At 55.6% G+C, this 26,103-nt stretch carries 22 protein-coding genes; 14 read left to right on the forward strand and 8 right to left on the reverse strand.

Annotated elements, in window-relative coordinates; translation table 11 throughout:
• Positions 1-169 precede the first annotated feature (169 nt).
• The 13 genes from BM320_RS15820 (at position 170) to urtE (ending at position 16,340) form a co-directional block, all read left to right on the forward strand.
• On the forward strand, positions 170-2,458 hold the full coding sequence (locus tag BM320_RS15820) for a serine/threonine-protein kinase (RefSeq protein ID WP_090201769.1): 2,289 nt from the start codon (positions 170-172) through the stop codon (positions 2,456-2,458).
• Between the two features lie 50 nt (positions 2,459-2,508).
• Positions 2,509-3,315 (forward strand): FHA domain-containing protein, encoded by an 807-nt coding sequence (locus BM320_RS15825; RefSeq protein ID WP_090201770.1) that lies wholly within the window; start codon positions 2,509-2,511, stop codon positions 3,313-3,315.
• On the forward strand, positions 3,299-4,369 hold the full coding sequence (locus BM320_RS15830; protein WP_090201771.1) for a PP2C family protein-serine/threonine phosphatase: 1,071 nt from the start codon (positions 3,299-3,301) through the stop codon (positions 4,367-4,369). The genes BM320_RS15825 and BM320_RS15830 overlap by 17 nt, the downstream gene beginning before the upstream one ends.
• Positions 4,369-5,694, forward strand: coding sequence for a GTPase (locus tag BM320_RS15835; protein WP_090201772.1), 1,326 nt, complete (start codon positions 4,369-4,371; stop codon positions 5,692-5,694). The genes BM320_RS15830 and BM320_RS15835 overlap by 1 nt, the downstream gene beginning before the upstream one ends.
• A 167-nt stretch (positions 5,695-5,861) precedes the next feature.
• A complete protein-coding gene (locus BM320_RS15840; RefSeq protein ID WP_242651083.1) occupies positions 5,862-7,940 on the forward strand; it encodes a dynamin family protein in 2,079 nt (692 codons plus the stop codon).
• Positions 7,940-8,803 carry a dynamin family protein gene (locus BM320_RS15845; RefSeq protein ID WP_090201774.1) on the forward strand — a complete coding sequence of 288 codons (864 nt, stop codon included), beginning with the start codon at positions 7,940-7,942 and terminating at the stop codon, positions 8,801-8,803. Before BM320_RS15840 ends, BM320_RS15845 begins: the two co-directional genes overlap by 1 nt.
• An 89-nt stretch (positions 8,804-8,892) precedes the next feature.
• Complete coding sequence (locus tag BM320_RS15850) at positions 8,893-9,255, forward strand: hypothetical protein (RefSeq protein WP_090201775.1); 363 nt, start codon at positions 8,893-8,895, stop codon at positions 9,253-9,255.
• Between the two features lie 37 nt (positions 9,256-9,292).
• The gene (locus tag BM320_RS15855; RefSeq protein WP_090201776.1) at positions 9,293-10,072 is read left to right on the forward strand and encodes a hypothetical protein; all 780 of its coding nucleotides are present in this window, start codon (positions 9,293-9,295) and stop codon (positions 10,070-10,072) included.
• Between the two features lie 377 nt (positions 10,073-10,449).
• The gene (gene urtA / locus BM320_RS15860; RefSeq protein ID WP_090201831.1) at positions 10,450-11,736 is read left to right on the forward strand and encodes an urea ABC transporter substrate-binding protein; all 1,287 of its coding nucleotides are present in this window, start codon (positions 10,450-10,452) and stop codon (positions 11,734-11,736) included.
• Between the two features lie 66 nt (positions 11,737-11,802).
• Positions 11,803-13,737 carry an urea ABC transporter permease subunit UrtB gene (gene urtB, locus BM320_RS15865; protein ID WP_090201777.1) on the forward strand — a complete coding sequence of 645 codons (1,935 nt, stop codon included), beginning with the start codon at positions 11,803-11,805 and terminating at the stop codon, positions 13,735-13,737.
• Between the two features lie 4 nt (positions 13,738-13,741).
• Entirely contained in the window at positions 13,742-14,905 is a 1,164-nt protein-coding gene (gene urtC / locus BM320_RS15870; protein ID WP_090201778.1) for an urea ABC transporter permease subunit UrtC, read from the forward strand.
• Positions 14,902-15,645: an urea ABC transporter ATP-binding protein UrtD gene (gene urtD, locus BM320_RS15875; protein ID WP_090201779.1), complete on the forward strand. Its 744-nt coding sequence runs from the start codon at positions 14,902-14,904 to the stop codon at positions 15,643-15,645. Before urtC ends, urtD begins: the two co-directional genes overlap by 4 nt.
• On the forward strand, positions 15,645-16,340 hold the full coding sequence (gene urtE, locus BM320_RS15880; protein ID WP_090201780.1) for an urea ABC transporter ATP-binding subunit UrtE: 696 nt from the start codon (positions 15,645-15,647) through the stop codon (positions 16,338-16,340). The genes urtD and urtE overlap by 1 nt, the downstream gene beginning before the upstream one ends.
• Positions 16,341-16,351: 11 nt before the next feature.
• Here the strand turns inward: urtE and BM320_RS15885 are convergent, their stop codons facing one another.
• The 4 genes from BM320_RS15885 to BM320_RS15900 all read right to left on the reverse strand — a co-directional run bounded on the left by BM320_RS15885 (position 16,352) and on the right by BM320_RS15900 (position 20,152).
• Positions 16,352-18,028: a formate--tetrahydrofolate ligase gene (locus BM320_RS15885; protein WP_090201781.1), complete on the reverse strand. Its 1,677-nt coding sequence runs from the start codon at positions 18,026-18,028 to the stop codon at positions 16,352-16,354.
• A gap of 130 nt (positions 18,029-18,158) precedes the next feature.
• Positions 18,159-18,572 carry a hypothetical protein gene (locus tag BM320_RS15890; protein ID WP_131802441.1) on the reverse strand — a complete coding sequence of 138 codons (414 nt, stop codon included), beginning with the start codon at positions 18,570-18,572 and terminating at the stop codon, positions 18,159-18,161.
• 60 nt (positions 18,573-18,632) lie between these two features.
• Positions 18,633-19,088 carry a hypothetical protein gene (locus BM320_RS15895; RefSeq protein WP_090201783.1) on the reverse strand — a complete coding sequence of 152 codons (456 nt, stop codon included), beginning with the start codon at positions 19,086-19,088 and terminating at the stop codon, positions 18,633-18,635.
• Positions 19,089-19,120: 32 nt separating this feature from the next.
• Positions 19,121-20,152, reverse strand: a complete 1,032-nt coding sequence (locus BM320_RS15900; RefSeq protein ID WP_090201784.1) for a glycosyltransferase family 2 protein — start codon at positions 20,150-20,152, stop codon at positions 19,121-19,123.
• Between the two features lie 216 nt (positions 20,153-20,368).
• Here BM320_RS15900 and BM320_RS15905 point away from each other — a divergent pair, with 216 nt between their 5' ends.
• A complete protein-coding gene (locus BM320_RS15905; protein ID WP_090201785.1) occupies positions 20,369-21,232 on the forward strand; it encodes a hypothetical protein in 864 nt (287 codons plus the stop codon).
• 92 nt (positions 21,233-21,324) lie between these two features.
• Here the strand turns inward: BM320_RS15905 and BM320_RS15910 are convergent, their stop codons facing one another.
• From BM320_RS15910 to BM320_RS15925, 4 genes are read right to left on the reverse strand one after another with little or no spacing between them, the layout of a single operon-like run.
• Complete coding sequence (locus BM320_RS15910; protein WP_090201786.1) at positions 21,325-22,341, reverse strand: ABC transporter ATP-binding protein; 1,017 nt, start codon at positions 22,339-22,341, stop codon at positions 21,325-21,327.
• 1 nt (position 22,342) lies between these two features.
• Positions 22,343-23,599: an MGH1-like glycoside hydrolase domain-containing protein gene (locus tag BM320_RS15915; protein WP_090201787.1), complete on the reverse strand. Its 1,257-nt coding sequence runs from the start codon at positions 23,597-23,599 to the stop codon at positions 22,343-22,345.
• Between the two features lie 4 nt (positions 23,600-23,603).
• Positions 23,604-24,812, reverse strand: a complete 1,209-nt coding sequence (locus BM320_RS15920) for a carbohydrate ABC transporter permease (protein WP_090201788.1) — start codon at positions 24,810-24,812, stop codon at positions 23,604-23,606.
• Positions 24,809-26,053, reverse strand: coding sequence for a carbohydrate ABC transporter permease (locus tag BM320_RS15925; protein WP_090201789.1), 1,245 nt, complete (start codon positions 26,051-26,053; stop codon positions 24,809-24,811). Before BM320_RS15925 ends, BM320_RS15920 begins: the two co-directional genes overlap by 4 nt.
• Between the last annotated feature and the right edge of the window lie 50 nt (positions 26,054-26,103).

Genomic DNA, 26,103 nt, shown 5'->3' on the forward strand with positions numbered 1-26,103 from the left:
AAACCGCTGAAGCTATAGACTGATTTGGCGACAATCTGAGGATTTCGCAAAGATTAAGAATCGGTAAACAACAGGTTAGCGTCACTTTTTGGCCTAATTTGAATGAGAAAGACGAGATGAGCCAACGGGAAATCCGTGTGGGCAGTGAAGTTTGAAAGCTGGAAGTAAGATGGCGAAGGCGCAAGAGACAGAAACCTTGGACGAAAAAGACAGCTTTGTGGACGAGCTAAAGCCGGGCACAAAACTGATGCACGGCCAATACACGATCGAAAGCTTCCTGAATGCAGGCGGCTTTGGGATCACGTATCTCGCCAAGGACAGCCTCGATCGTAAGATCGTGATCAAAGAATGTTTCCCCGGCGCATTTTGCCGCCGCAGCCGTTATGTCGTGCAGGCCCGTTCGCGCGCCCACCAAAACGAGCTGAAATCAATTGTGCGGCTGTTTGTGCAAGAAGCACGCAGTCTAGCCAAGCTGAGCCACCCCAATATCGTCGGCGTGCATCAGGTATTCGAAGACAATGACACTGCCTATATGGCGCTTGATTTTGTCGAGGGTCGCGATCTGCTTGATACGATCGAAGACCCCAACGACAATCTGACACCGGCGCAAATCAAGGTCATCTTGAAAGAAGTGCTAAGCGCGGTTGGCTTTATCCACGATCAAGGCATCCTGCACCGCGACATTTCGCCGGACAATATCTTGATCAACAAGTCATTCCATCCGGTCTTGATCGACTTTGGTGCCGCACGCGAAGAAGCAACAAAGCAAAGCCGCGTGCTTTCTGCGTTGCGCGTGGTCAAAGACGGCTATTCGCCACAAGAATTCTATATTGCCGGCTCCGAACAAAGCCCAAGCAGCGACCTATATGCGCTTGCCGCGAGCTTCTATCACCTGATTAACGGTGAAGTGCCGCCAAACAGTCAGGCACGGCTTGCCGCAATCGCATCGGGCGATGCTGATCCATATGTCAAACTCGCTGGCCGGTTCCCCGATTACGAAGACCGCTTCCTTGAAGCGCTCGACACGGCTTTGGCCGTTTTGCCAAAAGACCGCCTGCAATCCGCGCAGGACTGGCTTGATATCATTGATGGCAAACAGGGCAATGTGACGCCGCTGAACGTCGCAGCTGCGTCAACAGCTGCACCTGCGGCAACAGCAGGCGAAACTGCTGCAAAATCAAAGCTGCCAATCCTGCTGGGTTCTGCAGCGGTTGTTGCGATTTTGGCTGGCGTCGGTGTGATGACAATGACGGGCGGCGACGATGCCCCGGTCACAGAAATCGCAGCCACGACAGAAACAACCGAGGTCGCAACCGATCCTGTGGTTGAAACCCCCGCACCTGCCACCGAAAGCGTCACGCCAGACGCGCAACCGGCAGTCGCAGAACCTGCGCCGGTGATCGTCGAAGAAACGGCACCCGCCGAAGAAACCGCTGTTGTAGCCGAAGAAACGGCACCCGCAGTTGAAGAAGCGCCCGTCGTCGAAGAAGCTGCAAGTACCGAAACAGGTCCGGTTATCGTCGAAGAAACGGCACCTGCAGTCGAAACGGCATCTGTCGCCGATGAAGAGACGCCAGAAGCCGTGGCCCCTGTCATCGTTGACGGTCCGGTCATTGTTGACGCTCCTGTATTGCGCCCGACTACACGCCCTGAAAGCGTTGAACTTGCAGCAATCGAAGAGCTGCTCCCCGAGCCGGTCGAAACGCCGCAGCCAACTGCGACAGACCCCGAAGTCAGCGCCGAACTCGCCGGTCAAACCGACCCGCGTCCGGTGGGTGACAGCGAAATTGCAGATGTTGCGCTGCCCGATTCACCCGAAGCAATCGACGCGGTCGGCGCGGTGCTTGACGGTGCGATTGACGCGATTGTGCCCGGCAACGAGCTGAAGCCGTCCTATGTTGATTCCGAATGGACCGTCAGCCTGCCATTCGCTGCGGCCGATGCGACGTCGAACGTGATTTCCGAAATTGGCCTTATTTCGCCGATCTGGGTTGAACCCGGTCTGGAAATCACCAGCGTGAACGGCGTTGAAGTCGATGCGATTGCCGGCATTCCTGCCGCGCTGCGCGCATCAATGGACGGGCAGGACATCCCTGGTTCGGTCAACGCGACATTCGGCACACGCAGCGCTGATGGTGCGACAGCGTCACATCAATGGGCCCTGCCCGTCGCGCAAGAGCTGACACTGTCGAACGGTGTGCGTTTCAAAACCACATTTGCAGATGACGCCTGGCGGACAGTCGTGGCCGAAATGCCGTCCGAACTTTCAGGTGGCTTGCAGCCGGGCGATGTTGTGGTGTCATATATTCCCACATCAGAAACCGTCACCGAGCGTGAATCACTAACGGATATCTTTAACCGAGAGCTGGATAACGACGTTGAGCAGTTCATGTTTGCCGTCCAGCGCGAAGGCAGCATGTGGGTTGCCTCGCTGATTTATTCTGGCGCTAATGACTAATCAACCTGGCAGCCGCGCGCTGCCGGGCACTAAATTGGAAGGTAGATGAAATGAAATTTCTTCGTAATCTCATTGGCAAAAAACGGCGCGATGATTCCTCCCGCCGCCCCGCTGGAGTCGATTCACTTGAACAATCGTACCGCGATACCGTCGGTTCAATTCACAGTGATGCCGACGAACAGGCGGTCACCGATATCTTGTCCTCAGTAAACAACAAAGTTGCGGCCCCAAAGCCCGAAGCGACAAACATCTGGGACGTAGAAGACACCGGCGGATCGAGCGCCCTGCCCGAAACCGCACCTGATCTGCCTTCACCGGCCCCCGCAGAGGCATCTGCCGCTGCTTCACGTTCGCCTGCACGGGCGCGCCGCACAAAAACCCGTCTGATCGGGTTCGAAAAATCCGACGGTGATGTCGTTGGCCTGTTTGACGACGCCCCGACACCCGATGCCCCCAAAGCACCGCCCGCCATGCGCGCTAAATTCCCTGTTGGCTGGGTTGTTGTTGCCGATGGCCCGGGTCGTGGCGAATGTTTCTCGCTTGCGTCAGGCATGTCACAAATCGGGCGCGGCGAAGATCAGGCCGTCAAGCTTGATTTTGGCGATAATTCCATTTCGCGGTCGAACCACGCAGCGATCGTATTTGATACCGAGACCAGCGAATTCTTGCTTGGTCATGGGGGGAAATCAAATATCGTTCGCCTAAACGACAAGCCGCTTATTAGTAATGAAGTACTGAAATCCGGCGATGTTATTCGCCTGGGCGAAACTGTGCTTCGCTTTGTTAGCCTGTGTGACAAGAATTTCAACTGGACTAACGGCGCATCCGGGGAGGACGAAGATGTGGCGATCGCCTGAACCACGCTTTGACGTTGCTTCGGCAATTGTGCAAGGCGGCCGCGACTATCAAGAGGACGCAATTGTCAGTGATTTTCCCTTTGGGGCGGATACAGGCGTTGTGGTTCTTGCTGATGGTATGGGCGGACATGCTGCGGGCGATGTCGCCAGCAAAATCGTTGTTACCGAAGTCTTTAGTGAGCTTAAGTTTCAAAGCGCGAATTTCACCGATTTCGAAAGTGAAATTCCGCAATATCTGACATCTGCCGCGGTAAACGCCAACAATGTCGTGCGCGAACATGTCAAAGCCCACCCTGAAACACGCGGTATGGGCGCGACGCTTGTGTCATTGGTGCTGATCGAAAACCGGATGTTCTGGATGTCGATCGGGGATTCACCGCTTTATCACATGCGTGGCGGCAAGATTAAGCAGCTCAACGAAGACCATTCGATGGCGCCGCAGATCGACTTTATGGTGAAATCGGGCCTTTTGGACCCCGAGTCGGGCAAGAACCATCCGGACCGCAACTGTCTGACCTCTGTTATCCTTGGCGACCGCGTTGCAAAATCCGACTGCCCCAAGAAACCGTTTGAGCTTCAGGTCGGTGATATTGTTGTCGTCTCGAGCGACGGGCTTCAGTACCTTGAAGAAGCACATATCCAAAAAATTCTGCACCGCTACCGTCGCCGCAAAAGCGCCGAGATCGCAGGCTATCTTTTGGAAGCGATTGAGACACTTGCAGATCCGGATCAGGACAACGTGTCGTTTGCAGTGATCAAGCTGAACCACAACAAACCGGTCATCCGCGCAATCCGCGCAAAACCGGCCGGCCATGTGGAAACCCACGCATCGTCCGTGACCCGCGTTGTGAGCGTGGAATCAAAGCACGAAGAAGCCGCAAATGCAGACGTCCTGCCCGAAAACGCAGCTGAAACTGGCGACGCAAAACCGGTTCAGAAAGACGCGAAACCAATCATCAAAGAGGTGAAACCAATCGCCCAACTGGATGATACAACCAAACAGGAGGTTGAAGAGGCTGCGCCTCAGGCTAAGATAGCCGCCGGAGGCAAATAATGTCGAATCAATCTCTCGCTATGCGCGTGCACGAAGAACTCAAGCAGGCTGTCGCAAGCGGCCTGCTTCCTGATGCGGCCCACAAGCGCGCGATGCAGCTTGCCGGACGTCTTGACCAGCCGGTTCGGATTGCCCTTATGGGTATGCAAAATTCCGGAAAATCGCGGATTCTGAATCTGTTAGTCGGTAGCAAAGTCATCCCTGAAAACGTGAATTTGCCCACCGTGCAGCTTACCTATGGCGACACGACCCAAGCGATCTGCACGCTAGAAGACGGCACCAAGAAAACGCTTGATCACTTTGGGGATAAGACAACATTCGAGACGGTCGATGTTCTCAAGATCATCGCGGTAAAGCCAACATTTGTTGAACTGCGCATCCCGCTGCCGGCGCTCAAGAAAATTTCGGTGCTTGATGTGGCATCCCCCGCCGACCCCGAGGCGCTTAGCGCGTCCAGCCAATGGGCTGCCAAACGGTGTGAAGTCGCAATGTGGTGCACCAAAGGCTATGTGCCCAGCGAACAGGCGATCTGGGCGCAAATGCCCGACATTATCAAAGACCATGCGTTCTTGATGCTCACCCATGCCGACCAGATTGCGGCAGCCGGCAAGCTGGACATCGCAATGACCGCCGTGCGCAAGGCCGCCGGCGATGAATTCAATCATGTATTGCCCATTGCGACGCTGGATGCGCTTGCCTCGCGCGGGGCCGATGGCACCGTTGACAAGGAAAAAATGCGCAGCAGCGGCGGTACCGCGCTGATTGGTGCGGTGTTGAAGGTAGTTGATCAGGGTCGGCAATCTTTCGTCGATATGGGCGACATCTTGCTGGTTCAAAATGCGGAAATCCTTGCGGGCAATGACAAAACCGCCGCCAGCCAACCCGCCGAAAAAGAAGCCGCCGCGCCGGTTGCGACAAATCATTCGGTCGAATTGTCCGTTGCACAAAGCACCGCCGCTTCGTCCGCGAACGCTGCTGCTTCGGTTGTGACGCTTCACCCCGACACACGCAGCGCATATGAAACCGCGCTTGCCTACATTGCCGAGCAAAGCAAAATCCTTGCTCAGATTGTCGCAAATGCGGACGATGGTGCACCGGGTGAAATCATCGCGCACGCTTCGGATCAGGTCATGTGGGTATGCGATTACCTGAACGAAAACGGTGACGCGTCAGACAAGGCGCTTCAGCAGACACGCGACATGTCCTTTGATGCAGCCGACCTTGTCCAGCTCATGCAAATGGAAAAAAATGATGGTGCCGCAATAGACGCGTTGAGCCTATTGTTGCAAATCAAGCACGAGTTGCAGGCCGATTTAGCTGCCTGACGTGGTGCGACCCTTGTCAAAGCGTTAAGATAAGTGCCTTATTTGGTTTGCACCGCTCTGTTTCCATTATCGCAATAAACCAGTGATAGCCTCGTGATTTGGCGAAGAGGGTATCAACTGATATGGGTGGTAGCCAAGACGACTATTGAGGACAAACGAGAATGAAGATGGAAGAGCTGACAAAAGGGGATGGTTACAAAGTCCCGGCAGCGCACCACCCTTTCATGCGACTTGGGCTAGAAAAACTCGAAGAGTTTCATGACGAAGTTGTCGATCTGGAAGCGACACTTGCTGACGTTGTCAAACTGGGCGGCGCAGACGCCGAAAAGAAATCTACAAGGCTAATCAAACAGTTACGTGCATTTGAACCCAGCATTACGATGATTGGCCAGATCAAATCGGGCAAGACATCGCTGGTAAATGCGATGGTGGGGCGCCCCAATTTGTTGCCCGCCGATGTGAACCCTTGGACCTCTGTTGTGACCTCTTTGCACCTCAATGCGCCGATGGCAAACGACGCGCCGACCGCCTCTTTCCAGTTCTTTAGCCAAGGCGAATGGGACCATCTGATTGAAAACGGTGGCCGAATCGGTGAATTGTCCAGCCGCGCTGGTGCCGATGAGGAACTTGAAAAGGTGCGCGCCCAGATTTCTGAAATGCGCGACAAAACCAAAGCGCGTTTGGGCCGCAAGTTTGAATTGTTGCTGGGCCAAAAACACAGCTACGCCGAATTGACCGACGATCTTGTGCAGCGATACGTTTGTATGGGCGACGATTTCGAAGATCTCGACGAGGAAGACCAGCAGGGCCGGTTTGCCGATATTACAAAATCCGCTGACCTGTACCTTAGCGCAAAATCGATCCCGATGCCGCTGTGCATCCGTGACACGCCTGGCGTGAACGACACATTTATGATGCGTGAACAGATCACCATCAACGCGCTGCGCGAAAGCCGGATTTGTGTCGTGGTCTTGTCGGCGCATCAGGCGTTGAGTTCGATGGATATGGGGCTGATCCGCCTGATCGCCAACGTCAAATCGCGTGAAGTAATCATCTTTGTGAACCGTATCGACGAATTGTCGAACCCCGCCGAACAGGTCCCTGAAATCCGCGACAGCATTCTGCAGACGCTCAAGGATAATAACGGCCCCGAAAACCCTGAACTGATTTTCGGGAGTGCCTATTGGGCCAATATCGCCTTGGGTGAAACGCTTGATGATATTGTCGCCGAAAGCGCCGAAGCCATGTTCAACTGGGCCGAAGCATCGCTTAGCGCGGAAACCGCGGGCATGGAGATCAACGAACTGGTCTGGCATCTGTCGGGCGTTCCGCAGCTTTACCGCGCCCTGTCCGACCGCATTTCCGAAGGGCCCGGCACCGAAATTCTTGCCGCCTCACGCAAACGCGCGTTGAACCTTGTAGGCGGCGTGCGCGCCTCTTCGGCGATGGTGTCAATGCGTCTTGATGGCGATTCTGTTGATGTCATGCCGCATGACCAGCTTATTGCGCATCTCGACAAGCTTGAGGCCGACAACCAGAAATTCCTGAGTGACCGGATGGATATTGTGTTCCAGCAATTTTCATCGCGGATTGACCAGTCGCACAAACGGTTCCTCGACCGCGCGCTTGAATCACTGCTGCAACACCTTGAAAGCAAAGGCGAACAAGAGGTCTGGCAGTATAGCCCCGATGGGCTTCGGATGTTGTTGCGTACCAGCTATCAGGTGATGCGCCGCAATGTGTCGTCGACCTGCGATCAGGTCTTTGCCGCCGCCTCCGCCGATCTGGCCGATACATATCGCACGGCATTTGGTGTTTCGGTCGATAACTTTTCGATCACACCGCCCGCCGCACCTGAAATCCCTGCCCCCGTGCAATTGGGCCAGACGATCGCGCTTGATCTGCAGACATCATGGTGGAAAGGCTGGTGGAGCCGGCGCAAGGGTTACCGCGCATTTGCCAGCGGTTTTTATGACCTGATCGAAGCCGAAACCGCCCCGATTGTTGACGAACTCAAAGTGCGGCAAGCCGCCGAGATCCGCAATCTGGCCGAAACGGAATTGCGCGATTTTCTGGCAGAACAGCGTGGTTTCCTGACGGATATCAGTGAAAAATCAAATCTCAACAAAGAAGATCTTAAGGAAATCTTTGGTATTACGGCCCAGCAAGAACGCGAAGAAATCTTTGACTATATCTTTGAAGAGCTAAGCGATAGCACCGCCGCCCATGCCAAAGGAGATGCCTGATGTCCGAAAAAACGCAAAGCCGAAAACCGCGCATCGCCCTGATGGGGGAATTTTCTGCGGGCAAAAGTACCCTGTCAAACCTGTTGATGGGGTCACGGCCACTGCCAGAGAAAGTCACCGCAACGCGGCTGTCGCCGGTCTGGATGACCTATGGCAACGGCGCGCCTTACCGGGTTGATGTTGATGGCAGCACCGAACCTGTTTCGCTTGACCGGTTGGTCGGCATCCCCGTCGAGGAAACAATGTGCATCCGGATCGAACTGGAATGCGATATTCTTGACGCCTGCGATTTGATCGACTTTCCCGGCATTTCCGACCCCAATATGTCGTCAGACATTTGGGAACGGATGCTGCCCGAAGTGGACGCGGTGATCTGGCTGACGCATGCAACCCAAGCATGGCGGCAGTCAGAGGCGTCGGTTTGGGACGCGATGCCAGATGCGGTGCGCAAGAATTCCATTCTTCTGATCACCCGCTTTGACAAATTGACCACCGAAAAAGACCGGCTTCGCGTGTTTAAGCGTGTGCGCCGTGAAACCGCTGGCCAGTTTGCAGCGACCTTTCCGATCTCGCTGTTGCAAGCGCTTGATGCTGGCGAAGATTTTGATCGCTGGGATGCCAGCGGCGCAGGTCCGTTTGTTGAACATCTGATTGGCGCAATCGAAACGCTCAGCAAACTCGCCGCGCGTTCTGAAGTTCCGCTTTACAACATTCCCAACGGAACCGAAGTGCCCGCGCTAAAGCTTGCCGCTGTCACGCCGCGTCGCGTTGATCGCCCGCTAAACAAGGACGCCCCCAAGCGTGAGCGCCCAAAAGCGGCACCCGCTGGCACAATGCCTGCGACGCCGGGACCGATCACGTAATACGACCGTAACTGCGGGATGGGCTTTCACACATGGCCTCTTTGGCGTAGTCAGCATGTTATCAACGCAAAAATATTGGGCCAGAATTCATGGTTGTTGACGATCTAGATGTATTGCAAGAAAAATTCGCGGCCTGCGATACGATCGCCTTTGCTGATCTATCGACTCAGATGATTCTTGTGACTAACTCTGCGACTTCGCTACCGCGCGAAGGGCTGGATAACCTATGCGCCGAGGCGGCGCTAACCATGGGCACAAAGCGCCGTCAGTTTCTTGGCACCGTCCCGAGTGCGAGCGCGGTTGTCGCCAGCCGTGGCCAAATCCGCATTTTCTTGCGCGCCAAAGCCGAACCAAACGACGTTTTGTGCTGCGTGAGCAGCAATGATCTGGATATCAATGCGTTTCTGGCAGAGGCGCAACCGCTTCTTGAAAAGCTGAGCACGGGCGTATGATAATGCAACCCTTTCAAAACGAACATAGGCCGCAACCGTGAGCGACACGTCTACAATCACCACCAAGCTTGCCGCGCTTTTGTCCGACGATGACGCCTATGTCGGCGGTACACGTGTCATTGCGCAAGGTGGGGCGCCTGCCCCGCTTGCTGCGGTATTGACCGAAATTGATGCGACGGTTCTGGAACGTACCTTGGTGTTCAGCATTGATGACGTGAATGTCAGCATGATCGTCGCCGGGCGCCGTTTGCGCGGGTTTATTGATGTGTCGGGCAACCTGCCAGAAGCGGCCAGCGTCATTGGCAAGGTGCTTTCGCGCGATGATGCGGAAACATTGCAGGCCGCGGGCGACCTGATGCTTTTGCTTTGTGCCTCGGCGAACCGCGTGACAGTGCGCAGCCTTCCTGCGCAGCCCTTTGGTACCAGCGCAGATGCCGGCCTGCCGGCCAGTGGTCTGGCATCCTTGTGGCATATTGATCTTGATGAAAAACCTGTCGCTCTTATCGAACGGTATCTAGCTGCGAACGCCGCCGATCTGACCGCCTATATCTATGTTTCAAACGGCGATGTGGTGAAAACTGTCGGCGACGTTGCTACGCTTGACGCGCTTTGGAGCACACAGGTCGTTGAATTCCGCAAACGCCACCGCGCGCTTTTGCCCAAACAAGACAGCCCGCGATTGACCTGTCTGGATGAACCCATGGGCGAAGGCAGCACGTTTGCGATTGCAATTGATGGCAATGATGTCGGGTTGTTCAGCTACAAGCGCAGCCAGATGCCGCGCCTTGTTTCTGCTTGGACTGCAACCTTTGGGTGACACGCGGACGTCGACTTCAACCTAAAGCTTAACGCTGTTGCGCCTTGCCTGTTGCCGCGAAACGCTATGCCGTTTCGGAATCATTTTGCGATCAATTCCCCAATCGCCTAATTAATATGCATTTGCGCGAAGGTGTGTCGCATATTCTGGCGTTTACCCAAAATTGCTGCGCTTGCACCCGCTGCAACGGGGACTCTTGCCGCAACACGACCTACTCAAATGGACGTCGGTTACTGACATTCATCGCCGCGCAGTGGGCCTTCCTGGCAGAAACCACCCGCCGCGCGACTACAACAACACTGTTGTGGGATCTGCTTACCATTTGGCTGTTGCCTTGTGAACGGCAGACACAACAACGAAACGGGGAAATTGTTTCGATGACCTATTCTAAAAAACTTGGCGCATCCGCATTGGCCGCACTGCTGGCAAGCACATCCATCGCCGCCGCTGATTGCGCCGATCCGATCAAAGTTGGCGTTCTGCATTCGCTTTCCGGCTCTATGGCCATTTCCGAAACCACGCTCAAAGACGCGATGCTGATGCTGATCGAACAGCAAAACGCCGCTGGCGGCCTGTTGGGCTGTGAAATCGAAGCTGTGGTCGTTGACCCTGCATCTGACTGGCCACTGTTTGCTGAAAAAGCCCGCGAACTGCTGACCGTTTCCGAGGTCGACGTGATTTTCGGCAACTGGACATCGGTTTCACGTAAATCCGTGCTGCCTGTGATCGAAGAACTGAACGGCCTGCTGTTCTACCCTGTGCAATACGAAGGCGAAGAATCTTCGCGTAACGTGTTCTACACAGGTGCCGCCCCGAACCAGCAAGCGATCCCTGCGACGGATTACTTCCTTGAAGAGCTGGGCGTCGAGAAATTCGCGCTGCTGGGCACTGACTACGTTTACCCACGTACAACCAACAATATTCTTGAGGCTTACCTGATCGACAACGGTATTGCGCCCGAAGATATCTTTGTGAACTACACACCTTTCGGTCATTCTGACTGGGCAACAATTGTTGCCGACGTTGTGGCGCTTGGCGAAGATGGCAAACAGGTCGGCGTGATTTCAACCATCAACGGTGATGCGAACATCGGCTTCTACAAAGAACTGGCTGCGGCTGGCGTTTCTGCCGACGACATCCCTGTTGTTGCCTTCTCGGTTGGTGAAGAAGAGCTGTCCGGTCTGGACACGTCCAACCTTGTTGGTCACTTGGCTGCATGGAACTATTTCCAGTCAGCTGAAAGCGAAGCAAACGACGAATTCATCGCCGCATGGAAAGCCTTTGCAGGCGAAGACCGTGTGACCAACGACCCGATGGAAGCCCATTATATCGGTTTCAACATGTGGGTTAACGCGGTCGAAGCTGCAGGCACAACTGACGTCGACGCAGTACGCGAAGCAATGTACGGTCAGGAATTCCCGAACCTGACAGGCGGTACAGCGGTAATGCTGCCAAACCACCACTTGGCGAAGCCTGTTCTGATCGGCGAAATCCAAGCTGACGGTCAGTTCGACATCATCAGCCAGACTACCGAAGTTCCCGGCGATGCATGGACAGACTATCTGCCAGAATCAGCCGTACTGACTTCTGATTGGCAGACACTTGGTTGCGGTATGTACAACACCGAAACCCAGACATGCGTTCAGCTGACTTCAAACTACTAATCTGAATGTTTCAGGCGCGGGAGAAATTCCGCGCCTGTCCTTTGTCCAGTTTCCGAAAGCCTCTCCATGACCCGCGTTTTTGTTCTGCTTGCCATGCTGTTGGGGTTTTCGCCCGCCGCGCAGGCCCAAGATCTCCAGAATCTGCTACAATCGCACGCCCAAGAGGTCGCGGACCCCGGTCGTCAAAGCGTCGGTATCGTGCTGGATGATCTGGCAGGCTCTGGCATCCCGCAAGTCGCGACATTCCTCGAACAGTGGCAGGAAAAGAACGTGTGGCAAGGCCCCGAAGGCCTGTTCTTTATCGCCACAGAGGATGGCGACACACTTACGCTGACCGACATTGATAGCGGCGAACAATCGACCGCCCCAGCCGCAGGATTTACCCAGCTGAAACCGAACGGCGGCGTGCGCCGCGTGATTGGCACGGCGCTGGTCCAGTTCCAGCTGATGGACCCCGACCTGACCCGCCGCACCACCGCCGTTGCATCCATCGCGCGCCGCCCCGAGCCGGACCAGCTTGCGCCATTGCTTGGATCAATTGCAGGCGAGGTCGATGCGACGCTGAAAGCCCGCAAAATCCAGCTCGCCAATTTCCTATCTGCCAGTTTTGCGGATGAAGCCGCCGACCGGATCGCCGCGATTGACAGTCTGGCGACCGATGTCAGCGTTGAAGCCCGCGCTGTGCTGAACCAGATCCTGACGACTAGCCCAGACATGGCCGCCGAGCTACCCACCGATGCGAACATCGCGCGCGTCCTGACACCGGGCGCCGATATGTCGCTTGATGCCGCCTATGCGTTGCTGGTCGATGCCGGTTTGGCCGCGCCAGTTACATCGCAAGAGGCAATCAAATCTGCGCTGTCTGAAAACATTACCGGCGGCCGCGTCGGGGACATGCCGCTTGTGCAATTGCACACATTGGAAAACCGTGCCCGCGCCTATGCGCAGCTTGCCGATGCTGGCACCGTACCCCCGCTTGTCACCACCGGTGACCGCGATGCCGCGCTTGCGGGCTATGTCTTCTTTGAAACCTATGATGAGGCCGACAGCGCCATCACAGATGCGGCGCAAGCGGCGCTTGCCTCGGTAGAAACGCGCGTTGCCGTTGGCCAAGCTGCCGATTTGACCTTGGACGCGCTGTCGCTGGCGTCGATCTATTTCCTTGCAGCGATTGGACTGGCCATCACATTCGGCGTCATGGGCGTGATCAACATGGCACATGGCGAATTTATCATGATGGGTGCCTATACGGGCTATGTCGTGCAATTGTTCATCCCCAATTACACCGCGTCGATCATCATCGCGCTGCCACTGGCGTTTGCCGTGACATTCGCAGCAGGTGTCGCGATGGAACGGCTGGTGATCCGGCATCTGTACCACCGCCCGCTAGAGACACTGCTTGCGACCTTCGGGATTTCGATCGCGCTGCAACAACTGGCCAAGAATATTTTCGGCACCCAAGCCCGCCCGCTGACATCGCCTGCGTGGCTTGATGGGGCGCTGGTATTCAACGATGTCGTGCAGATCAGCTATATCCGCATTGCGATTTTTGTTCTGGCGGTGATCTTCTTGTTCTTGATCCTTTTCGTTCTCAAACGCACCCGTCTGGGGCTAGAAGTCCGCGCAGTCACCCAAAACCCCGGCATGGCCGCATCCATGGGGATCAATCCCGACCGGATCAATATGCTGACCTTCGGGCTTGGGTCGGGGATCGCGGGGATCGCGGGTGTTGCGATTGGGCTTTACGCCAAGGTCACGTCAGAAATGGGCGCCGATTATATTGTGCAATCGTTTATGACCGTGGTTGTCGGCGGCGTCGGCAACGTTTGGGGCACGCTTGCGGGTGCGTCGCTGATTGGTTTCCTGCAAAAGGGCATCGAATGGCTGAACCCGTCCAATACGCTGGCGGCGCAGACCTATATGATCCTGTTCATCATTCTCTTTATTCAGTTCCGGCCCAAAGGCATTGTTGCCCTCAAAGGCCGGGCGGCGGCGGACTAATCCCATGAAAAACAGCTTTCTCATTCGCAATCCGTCAACGCTTTGGTTCTTGCTGGCGCTTAGCCTGTTCACAATCGGCGTGACGATCTTGTCCGAGGCAGGGCTTGGCATTATGTCCACGTCCTTTGTCAAAACCTTGGGTAAAACGCTTTGCCTTTGCCTGATCGCCGTCGCGATGGATGTGGTCTGGGGCTACTGCGGAATCTTAAGCCTTGGGCATTTCGCATTCTTCGGGATCGGCGGCTATGCCGTTGGCATGTGGCTGATGTATGCGCGCACCGAAGGGATCGTTCTTGAAGGCTTCGCCGCGCAGACAATCCCGCCAACGGCCCAAGAAATCACCGACGCCATCGGCAACCAGATTTTCGGTGTTGTAGGCAGTTCTGAATTTCCAATGATTTGGGCGTTTTCCGACAGCTTGTTCATGCAGCTAATGCTTGTCGTGCTGGTGCCCGGTCTGCTTGCGCTTTTGTTCGGCTGGTTGGCATTCCGCAGCCGTGTCACGGGCGTTTACCTGTCGATCTTGACCCAAGCAATGACGCTCGCGCTTGCGCTTTATCTGTTTCAAAACGATAGCGGCTTGCGCGGCAATAACGGGCTGTCCGGCCTCCAAAATATCCCCGGCTATGAAAACACGCCACAATCCACGATCTCGCTCGCGTTCTTCTATGCTTCGGCGCTGGCTGTTGCCTTGGGCTATGTGCTGTTTGCGTGGATCACATCGGGCAAGATGGGCAGCGTGATCAAGGCGATCCGCGATAATGAATCGCGCGTGCGTTTCTTGGGTTATCACGTCGAAAGCTACAAACTGTTCGTCTTTACCATCACTGCCGTTGTCGCAGCCATCGCGGGCGCGCTCTATTACCCGCAGGCGGGCATCATCAACCCCGCCGAAATCGCACCGATTGCGTCGATTTATCTTGCGGTTTGGGTGGCCATCGGCGGGCGTGGGCGGCTGTATGGCGCGGTCATTGGCGCGGCGTTCGTGTCGCTGCTTTCAAGCTGGTTCACCGGCGGTGGCGCCCCTGCCATCCCACTTGGGTTTTATACGATCCAATGGACAGACTGGTGGCTAGTGCTGCTTGGCCTGTCGTTTGTTGCCGTCACACTTTACGCACCCAAAGGCATCGGCGGGCTGTTTGATTATCTGGTGAGGAAACCATCATGAGCACCCTTCTCGAAGTCGATGGCGTCTCGGTCAGTTTTGACGGCTTTCGCGCGATCAACAACCTATCGATCCAAATCGGCGAACCAGAATTGCGCGCAGTGATTGGGCCGAATGGCGCAGGCAAAACCACGTTTATGGATATCATCACCGGCAAGACAAAGCCTGACTCGGGCCGTGTTACATGGGGGGATCGCAATATTTCCCTGCTTGGCATGTCCGAAAGCGAAATCGCAATGGAAGGGATCGGGCGCAAGTTCCAGAAACCCACCGTATTTGAAGACCAGACCGTGCGCGAAAACCTTGCTATGGCGCTGCGCAATCCTCGTGGGCCGTTTGCCGTGCTGTTCTACAAGAAAACCCTCGAAGGGGCCGCGCGTATCGAAGAGATTGCCGAAGAAATCGGTCTGTCAGACAGCCTGACCCGTAAATCGGGTGAACTCAGCCACGGGCAAAAACAATGGCTCGAAATCGGGATGTTGCTGGCGCAAGATCCGCGCCTGTTGCTGGTCGATGAACCTGCAGCGGGGATGACCACAGCCGAACGCGAATTGACCACCGATCTGCTGAAACGCGCGGCGAAAACCCGCGCCGTGGTCGTGGTTGAACATGATATGGAATTCGTACGCCGCCTTGATTGCAAGGTCACCGTGCTGCACGAAGGGTCGGTTCTGGCGGAAGGGTCATTGGACCACGTCACCGCCGATAAAACCGTGATCGACGTATATTTGGGGCGCGCATAATGTTGAATGTCCAAGATCTGACCCTACATTATGGGCAAAGCCAGATTCTGAATGGTATTTCGTTGAATGCGCCAGTTGGCGAGGTCACTGCGGTGATGGGCACCAATGGCGTTGGCAAGACCAGCCTGCTCAAGGCGATTTCGGGGCGTCATCCCTATACGGATGGCACGCTTTCGGTCGGTGATCAAATTCTTGACCACCCGTCTGCATTTGCAGCGGCGCGTGCGGGCATTGCCTATGTGCCGCAAGGCCGCGAGATTTTCCCGCTGATGACGGTGCAAGAAAACCTTGAAACCGCCTTTGCTTGCCTGCCCAGCGAAGACCGCCAGATCCCTGACGAAATTTTTCGCTTGTTTCCGGTGCTATTGGACATGAAAGCAAGGCGCGGCGGCGATCTGTCCGGCGGGCAGCAACAGCAGCTTGCCATCGCCCGCGCGCTGATCACAAGGCCCAAAGTGTTGTTGCTGGACGAGCCGACCGAAGGCATCCAGCCCAATATCATCCAGCAAATCGGTCGTACAATTGATTTGCTCCGCGAACAGGGCAATATGGCAATCGTGTTGGTCGAACAGAACTTTGACTTTGCATACGGGCTTGCGGACCGGTTTGTCGTGATGACGCGCGGCGAAGTCAAACGCCGCGCCGATAAGGCCAATGTTACGCCCGCGCAAATGCTGGAAGAACTGGCGCTTTAGCGCTGGAGGGATCAGAACAGGCCTTCGATTTCACCCGCCGCATTCAGTCCGATTTCAAGCGCGGCCGGATTGCGGGGCAGTCCGGGCATCGTCATGATTTCCCCGCAGATCACCACGATAAACCCCGCGCCCGCACTTAGCCGGACCTCGCGGATCGGCACCGAATGTCCGCTGGGCGCGCCGCGCAGATTGGGATCGGTTGAAAACGAATATTGCGTCTTGGCCATACATACGGGAAAATGCCCATATCCCGCGTCTTCCCACTGGCGCAGCTGATCGCGGATTTTCTTGTCGGCCAAGACTTCGTCGGCGTTATAGATGCGGGTGGCAATCGTCTTGATCTTATCGAACAGGCGCATCTCATCCGGATAGAGCGGCGCAAATTGCGCGACACCTGCATCAGCGATCGCGGCCACGCGGGTAGCAAGATCAACTGTTCCCGCACTGCCCAGTTCCCAATGGCGGCACAAGATTGCCTCTGACCCCTGGCTTTTGGCATATGCTTTGATCGCGTCGACTTCGGCATCTGTGTCGGTCACAAAATGGTTGATCGCGACCACAACAGGCACCCCAAAAGCCTTGAGGTTGCTAATATGGCGACCAAGGTTCGGGCAACCGTCCTTAACTGCTTGCACATTTTCGGCCCCTAGGTCGGGCTTGGCCACGCCACCATTCATCTTCATCGCGCGCACGGTCGCGACCAGCACAACACAATCGGGGGCCAACCCGGCCTTGCGGCATTTGATGTTCATGAACTTTTCAGCACCCAGATCAGCGCCAAATCCGGCCTCGGTTACCACGTAATCGGCCAATTTCAGCGCCGTATTGGTCGCAATGACGCTGTTGCACCCGTGTGCGATATTGGCAAACGGGCCGCCATGCACAAATGCAGGGTTATTTTCCAAGGTCTGCACCAAATTGGGCTGCATCGCATCCTTGAGCAGCACGGTCATTGCGCCATCCGCCCCGATATCGCGGGCATAGATTGGCGTGCGCGCGCGGGTATAGGCGACGATGATATCGCCCAGCCGCTTTTGCAAATCCTGCAGGCTTGTTGAAAGGCACAAGATCGCCATGACTTCGCTTGCTACGGTAATGTCAAATCCGGTTTGACGCGGAAAGCCGTTACTGACACCGCCTAGCGATACCACGGTATCGCGTAGCGCCCTGTCGTTCATATCCATAACGCGGCGCCAGACAATCCGCCGTTCGTCGATCTCAAGCTCGTTGCCCCAATAGATATGGTTATCAATCATTGCGCTTAGCAGGTTATGCGCGCTGGTGATCGCATGGAAATCGCCGGTGAAATGCAGGTTCATTTCTTCCATCGGCACGACTTGCGCATTGCCACCGCCAGCCGCCCCGCCCTTCATGCCGAAACACGGACCAAGCGATGCCTCGCGGATACAAATCGCCGTTTTCTTGCCGATCCGGTTCAAACCGTCACCCAGCCCGACTGTGGTTGTCGTCTTGCCCTCGCCGGCAGGCGTCGGGTTGATGGCGGTCACAAGGATCAGCTTGCCGGACTTGTTGCCCTGCACGGAATTGATGAAATCCTGACTGACCTTGGCCTTGTCGTGGCCATAGGGAAGCAAATGCGTCGCGTCGATCCCCAGCTTGGCACCGATCACCTGGATGGGCTGTTTCTTTGCTGCGCGGGCAATTTCGATATCGGACAGATAACGCATTGGCATGGCTCCTTTGTACAAACGACCTTTGGGTCTGTGTTTGCTATGTTGCCACTATCTGACTTTTTTGCACAACTCCCAGATTTACCGGCGTTTTGTGTCAACTATTTGATGCGTCCCGCAGACCGCGCTAGGGTTGCGCCGCCCGTTTTGCGGCCGCGCGCAAAAGCGCACCAACGATCGCGCGCTGCTTATCGGTAAAGGCCGACTGTGCAAGCGCCGGTTCCGGTCCATCCTGATCAGCCGTGTCGAACAGTTGTGCATCATCCGGAAAGAACGCCTGCCGCAGCGCTTCGTTTTCTTCGGCAAAGTTTGCGAGCAGTGCTTTGGCAGCGGCGTTTTCCATCACTGCGCCCGAAAACCGTGGCAGTTCTTGCATTGGCAAAGACCGGAAGACTTTCCTTACATGCACCTCGGGGACGCTGCGCACCAGTTGCATCAGTTCCAACACTTCGATCGACGGGGTGGCATTTGCCGAAACCTGTGACGCTGGAAACCCCTCTTCAGTGATATCAATGCCAATTAGCTGCATGAAATCGCGCACGACATCGCCTTGCGGAAATGCATTTGGATCAAACCGTCGAAAGACAAAATCGGCTTCAGGCTAGGCCGCCTGCCAACGGGCGACAAGGTGGCCATAATTTCCGGCACCTGTGCCAAATTTGGCAATGAAATTTTCAAATCCGATCTTGGTTTTTGCCGTTTTCAGTTTTTGCTTATACGAGCTTGCCAGATATTTACTCTGCCGACGGAAATAGCCGACAATCATGACGCTTGTCTGCTCTTGCAGCGCAAGCAATTCGCGCAGTTTTGCCGGATCCACTTCCGAGAGCATCTCTGAACTCAGCACAAGGGTCTGCGCCGGGCTTTTGTCGATCATCCCTCGCACCATAGTCGCCAGCTTTGCGGCGCGGGCGCGGTCACCGCTGCGCATTGCGACGCTTAGATCATTGTAGGATCCGTTGCGATTGCGCGGCAGAAAATCAAATCCGCGCCGCCGCAAGTAATCGGCATTGTCGCGCGCAAAACGCTGGATTGCAGTCGAACCGGTTTTGGGCAATCCGATATGAATCCATTATGTTTGCATATGCGTTAGCCTTCTTGCGCGGGCTGCGCTTCGGCTTTGCGTTGCGAAACTGATCCCGGAAGACCCGAATGCCGATAGACCATATCAATAAATTCGGCCCAATCCGCGCGATCTTTGATATCTGCGATTTTGGCGCGGTGCCATGCGACGGCTTGCGCGTGCAGTTCTGTCAAAACCTTATCCGAATGAAGCTTTTCCAGCTCTTCCAACATCCCGGGCACGTGTCGCAAGATTGAATAATCACGTGTGTAATTCGTGTTCATCGCGTCGAAATACTCTTGGCCCTGATCCATATTCACATGGTTGGTGCGGCCGCGGTCGCGCTTGACCAGAAAACTGTCAGAACTGCGGATCGCATAATGGTGAAGCCGCGCGAAATCGTGGCGGAACCCTGACCAGGTGCGCCATGTTATGGTTTTTGCGTCAACGGTGTTGCCACCTGCATCGCGCCAAACCACATCATCATATGGCGAAGGCGCGTCCTCAGGCAGATCTTTGGGGACATTGATTTTCGGGCGATGCACGCCCATGCGGTCAAACGTTCCGTTGTTGCGAAAAATCGTCTTAACGCCGGCGCCGCGAAAATTGGAAAATGAACCTTCGTCGGCGCATTGGAAAAACTGCTCGGTCAGCGGCAGATCGTCGTAATGGCGGCGCGTGCCATTTCCAAACAGTTTCCAGCAAATCGATATCGCGTCCGCAGGGCCGCTTTTTTCAATAAGATCGGGCAGCGCCATGCCGCAGCGCAGGTTCAAAAACTCGTCCGCGTCCGCGCAGATAACCCAGTTCGCGGCTTTGAAATGCTCTGTCTTGGGCGCAAGCCGCAATGCCGCACGCTGGGGCGACAGTTCGCGCCCTTTGCGGCCGATTTTGCGGTCGTTGTTGTCAACGTGACCGGCCAGTCCCAGTTCTTGAAGACGCATTGCAATTGCATCGGTGCCATCCGCGCAATCATTCGTATAAATCAGAAAATCGTCAAAGCCGATGGCACGATTAAACGCGATCCATTCCAGCATGAACGGGGCTTCGTTTTTCATTGTCGTTACAATGAGAAAGCGTTCTTTATTCACTTGTCACCTGCTCGATATGTCAGGAACTTACTTTCACATATATCAATAAATGTATCAACGACCCAGCGCGCATTCTTTGTATCACATCGGTGCAGGCAATTGCGCTTGAGAAACCTTATTGCGATGCAGCCTACGGTACGTTAGAAAACCGCGCTAAGATTACCCAATATTCAGGTGTTTACGATGGCAAAGCTTCCCCCGATTGGTGCACTATGGATTGGCGGGTCGTTGACTTGGCTAGAACAGCTTTGCCTGAAATCCTTTGTCGATCAGGGGCATCAGATGATCCTGTATACCTATGGCGAAGTCAAAGGCGTGCCCGAAGGCGTCGAAATCCGCGATGGCAACGATATTCTGGCGACAGACCGGTTTGTGACGCATGAACGGACTGGGTCGGTCGCGCTGTTTTCGGATCTGTTCCGGTTTCACCTGATCGCCAAGGACCCTGAAATCATCTATGTCGACACGGATGTTTATTCCGTGCGCCCCTTCCCTGGGGGCGAAAGCCATATTTTTGGCTACGAAGTCTATAGCGAAGCACGTCAAAGAGGGCAGGTTAACGGTGCTATCCTGCGGATGCCTCAGGATAGTCCTGCGCTGAACGGCTTGCTTGAATTTACGGCAGACGAATACGCGATTCCCGATTGGTTACCGCGCCTTCATCTGAAACCGATCCTGGCGCGCGCTGCCGCAGGGGACCCGATGCATGTATCCGAAATGAAATGGGGAATTTGGGGACCGCTGGGTGTCACGGCTTTCCTGAACAAAAGCGGCGAAATCAAACATGCGCGCACAACGGATGTCTATTATCCGGTTCATTTTGCGAACCGCCGGATTTTCACAAAGCGTCCAATGCTAACGCGGCGGCATTTTACGGATGAAACACGCTGCCTGCACATTTGGGCGCCGATCAAGAATTTCTGCGCAAAACGTTTTGGCGGTGTACCACCCGCGAACAGCTTTCTGGATGAGCGGCTGAAACACCACGGGATCGACCCGCACGCAGCGCCTGTGATCCCCCAAAAGGACCGCTCGGTGATAGAGTGACGCATCGCGGTGAACTGCCCGATCGGGCCTGCAATTCTATGCGCGCATGATCCCGAACCAAGGGCTGGTCCTGGGTTAGCGCGCCTGAACGATCATCTTAGCGCGGTGCCGTGACTGTCAAAGAAATGCGTCCGGTCGGCATCGAACAGGACCGAAACATTTTCACCTGGTGCAAGGGTGGAATCGCCCAGCACACGCACAGTGACCTGCCCCGCAGCAGCACAATCAAGCACCACGAATGTATCCGCGCCAAGATATTCGAGCACGTCAACCGTGCCTTCCAACTGCCCTGCCCCCGGTTTGACAAGGGTCGCATGTTCGGGGCGTAATCCGACCTGCGTCGCCCCTGTGGGTAACCTGAGGCCTGACACCGTATCTGCGGGCATGACGTTCATTTTTGGCGATCCGATGAACTGCGCCACAAACAGATTGGCGGGTTTTTCATACAATTCGCGCGGGGTGCCCACCTGCGCAATATAACCGCCATCAAGCACTACGATCCGGTCGGCCAATGTCATTGCTTCAACCTGATCATGGGTCACATAGATCATGGTGGATTTCAGCGTTTGGTGCAGCTTGGCGATTTCATAGCGCATTTCTACGCGCAAGGATGCATCCAGATTGGACAGCGGTTCGTCAAACAAAAACGCGGTCGGATCGCGCACGATTGACCGCCCGATTGCGACACGCTGGCGTTGTCCGCCTGACAGGTCTTTGGGGCGGCGGTCCATATAGGCGTCAAGCTTGAGCACGCGCGCGGCCTCGTCTACTTTGGCGGCGACGGCATCGGCGGCCATGCCCGCAGATTTCAGCGGAAACCCAACGTTATCGCGCACCGACATATGCGGATAAAGCGCATAAGACTGAAACACCATCGCCAGCCCGCGTTTGGCGGGTGGTTCAGCTGTCGCATCGCGATCATCAATCATGATCTGCCCACGGCTGGTTTCCTCTAGCCCCGCAATCATCCGCAACAGGGTCGATTTCCCGCATCCTGACGGGCCTACAAAAATGATGAATTCTCCCTCGGCGATATCAAGATCAATACCCTTGATCACCTGCACATTGCCGAACCATTTTTCGACTGCGTTAAGCGTGATGGACCCCATTCTAGAACCTCCCCTTGGCGTGCGGTGATGCCCATGTCAGCCAGATTGCTGCGGTCCAGCTAAAGTTGTCGCCGCCTTCGGGGGTGCCGATATAGGGGTCGAAGTATTCAAAGAACCCATGTTCCGCGATCAGGCTTTGGGTGGCTTTGCGCAGCTCTTCGGCCTTGGTGATATGATGCATTTCAGCCAGCCCGATGGCGATCAAGGCGTTCACATTCGACCATGTCGGCCCGCGCCAATAGCGTTTGGGGTTAAACGTATCCGCCGCCGGATCATTCGACGGCACCCCAAATGGCACCATGCCCATAATCCGTTCATAATGCGCCAGCATTTGCGGGTGATCGACACCAGCGTACCAGCACAAAAACGAACCAGAGCTAAGCGAATTCGCGAATTCGCCTGTGCGCAGATCGATACTGTCGTAATGGCCGCGTTCTGCGTTCCAATGGCGGTCGACCCCGCCTTTCAGCGTTGTAATCCAGCCTTGGATTTCATCGGTTTCATGGTCCAGTTCCAAGGCAAGATGCAACAGGTCGCGGCATGCGCGCAAGAACAGGAATGTCATGCCCACATCAGCCATGCGCAGCGGTGAATTTTTGGCGATTTCAACCTCGTCCCAACCGCAATCGCGCGAAAAGTAAAGCATCGCAAGATAGCGGTCATAGTCTTCTTTTTTGGGGCGCATTTCTGGGTCGACATGGGCGGTATCGCGGCGCGTATATTCGCCCACATTGGACCCGTCGACATTGGCCATCGCGCCATCCCAGTCAATCGCGTTGTCGCGCCCAGATTCCCACGGGTGGGTGATCGCGACCATACCGTCATGCAGGCGGTATTTCACGAACCAGCGGTGCCATGACACCAGCCGCCCGTAGAGTAGCTCCATATGGACGCGGCCATAATGCTTGTCCTGCTCGTAAACGCTGCGCGCCATTGTGGCGGCAATCGGGGGCTGGGTGATCCCCGATGTATGCGGCACACGCGGCACATTCCACACGTCAGGCCCCGGAAAATACCCGATAGCCTGTTTGTGGAACACAATATGCGGCACCATGCCGTTATCCCACTGGCCGGTGAAAAGCGTCTCTATTTCAGCCCAAGCGCGGCGCACGTCATAAGTGGCGATCCCCCAAGCGCAAAACGCGCTGTCCCAGTTCCACTGGTATGGGTACAGCCCCTTGGTCGGCACGGTATAAAGCCCGCGATCATTAACCTGCAAAATTTTGCGCGCGCGTTTGTCCAGTTTATCATAGTTCATCGTCTTATCCTTTGACCGACCCAGCGGTCAGACCTTTTGTCATGAACCGCTCCAAACCCAAGAACAGCGCCATGATCGGCACAGTCGCGATCACGGAACCGGCCATCAGGTGTTGGCGCGGAATTTCGGAAGAATTGAGGCTGGCGATCCCACGTGTGAGCGTGAATTTCGACGGGTCGTCCAGCAGCATGAACGCAAGCAGGAATTCATTCCACGCGATCATGAAAACATAAAGCGAAACAGAGGCCATCGCAGGCAATGACAGCGGCAAGGTGATCTTCCAGATCACCCGCAAACGGCTGAGCCCGTCCATTAGCCCCGCTTCTTCGATCTCGGCGGGAAGCCCACGAAAATAGCCTTGCAGCATATAAAGCGCGACAGGGATCGTCGTGACCGGATAGATCATTACAATACCGCCCAAGGAATTGCGCAGGCCTGCCATCGAAAACGCGATGTAGATCGGCAGCGCCAGCACGATCATCGGCACCATATAGATCAGCAGGATCGACCGCGAAAACGCCGCCCGCCCGCGAAACCGCAACCGCGCCACTGCATAGGCACCCGGCACCGCGAACAGCAGCGTGATCAACACGGTCAGCACCGAAATCACGAATGAATTGAACAGGTAGATGCCGAAATCAAACTGGCGGAACAATTCATCGTATGACCGGAACAGATCCCACCCCTTAGACAGATCAACCGAGAAATCGAGCGGGTTCTGGATCAGCTCCGCTTGGTTCTTCAGGCTTGTCAGAACCATCACATAGAACGGGATCAACACGATGGCCGTGAAAAAGATATAGCCGAAACCGGTCAGGAATTTGATCAGCGACGCCTCGGACACATGGCGGTTGATCGGCCCGAATGCGACGCCGTCCAGAATGATCTTTAGGCCCAGCGCCGCAAACCCTGCGGTCGCGCCTGCGCCAAGGATCGATGAAAATCCTGAAACGCCTTGCCCGATCACAATTGGCCCAAAGCCGAACAATGCGGCGGCGGTTACGACGATCGCGGCAATGATTGGTTTCCATACGGGGCCCGGCAAGCAAGCCAACCCAAGCCCTGCGCCCCAAATCAAAGCACCAAGCCCCGATGGCCGAAACGCGGACCCAGTTGCGAAACTCATGGTGATGGCGACGGTCAGGGCGATCACAAAGGTCCATAAGAAACCCAAAAGCGGCGCGGTCACATATCCAAAACGCAGATATTTCATAGCCCTTCCTCCTGCGAGATAAACCGGAAGAAAAAGAATGAAAACGCCAGCAAGCAGCCAAAAATCACCACAGCCACCGCGGCACCTGCGCCGATATTCGACACTGCAAAGGCTTGTTCATAAACATTCACCGTCAGCGTCCGCGTGCCCGCGTTGCCCCCCGTCAGCAGGAAAATATCGTCGAATTTGTTAAACGTCCAAATGAAGCGAAGCAGGAACAGGACCGAAAGGATGCCTAGCAGCTGCGGCACGCTGAGATACCAAAATTGCTGGAACGGTGATGCGCCATCCATATCGGCGGCTTCATACATGTCCGTATCAATCGACTGCATTCGCGCAAGGATGAACAGGAACGACAGCGGGAAATAGCGCCAGATTTCAAACAGCGTGACCATGATCAGTGCCAGCGGGCGCTGGCCAAAGAAATTGATCGCCTCTTGCGTGACACCCATTTGGATTAGCAGCGCATTGGCAGAACCCGAAAACGGGTCAAACAGCAAAATCCACGCAAAGGCTACCGCGATCACGGGTGACACATAGGGAAACAGGTAAAGCCCGCGCAAAATCCCCTGCCCCCTGAACGATTTGTTGAGCAAAAGCGCGGCAAACAACCCGAACAGCAACGCGCCGATGGTACCAAAGACCGTGTAGAATAGCGTTACCCAAAGCACCGACCAGAATTCATCGCCATCGAACACCCGTTTAAAGTTATCAAGCGTAAAGGTCCCGTTGGTCAGCATGCTTGACGCGCGGCCCGTGGTGGCAGCAGGGCTGTCTTGGGGGCGCAGGCCATTATCTAGATAGGCCTGTTCAAGGGTGACAGGGATCATCAGGTTTTCGCGAAAACCGCCTTCCCAATCGCCCAAATCGCAGGAAAGATTGCGGTCGGACAGCGTGCAGCGCGGGTCCAATTCTGACACGGCCAGCCCTGCCGGAATAGTATCCGTTATCGTCACCCCGCGAATGGGCTGGTCTTGCGAGGAATTGCGCAGCCGGTAACGGATGGATGCGGCATCGCCGACGGCCTCGGTGTCGCCGCGGATGTCTTCGCGGATGACGACCTCGGGGGCACGCAGGTCCGACAGCGATACAGGTTTTACGCTAATCCAGAAAATCGCTAGCAGCGGCAAGATCACAACAAGCGCAACGGCGGTGATCGTCGGGGCAAGCAGACCCCAAGCCAAACGCGCCTCTAACCGCGCGAGCGGTCCGGTGCCTTTGGGGGGGGATAGGTCTGACATGGGGGCTGCTCCGAAAAGGGGCTGCAAGGCGAACGGGCCGCCCTGCAGGA

The organism is Yoonia tamlensis (assembly GCF_900115105.1).
GTDB classification, from domain to species: Bacteria; Pseudomonadota; Alphaproteobacteria; order Rhodobacterales; family Rhodobacteraceae; genus Yoonia; species Yoonia tamlensis.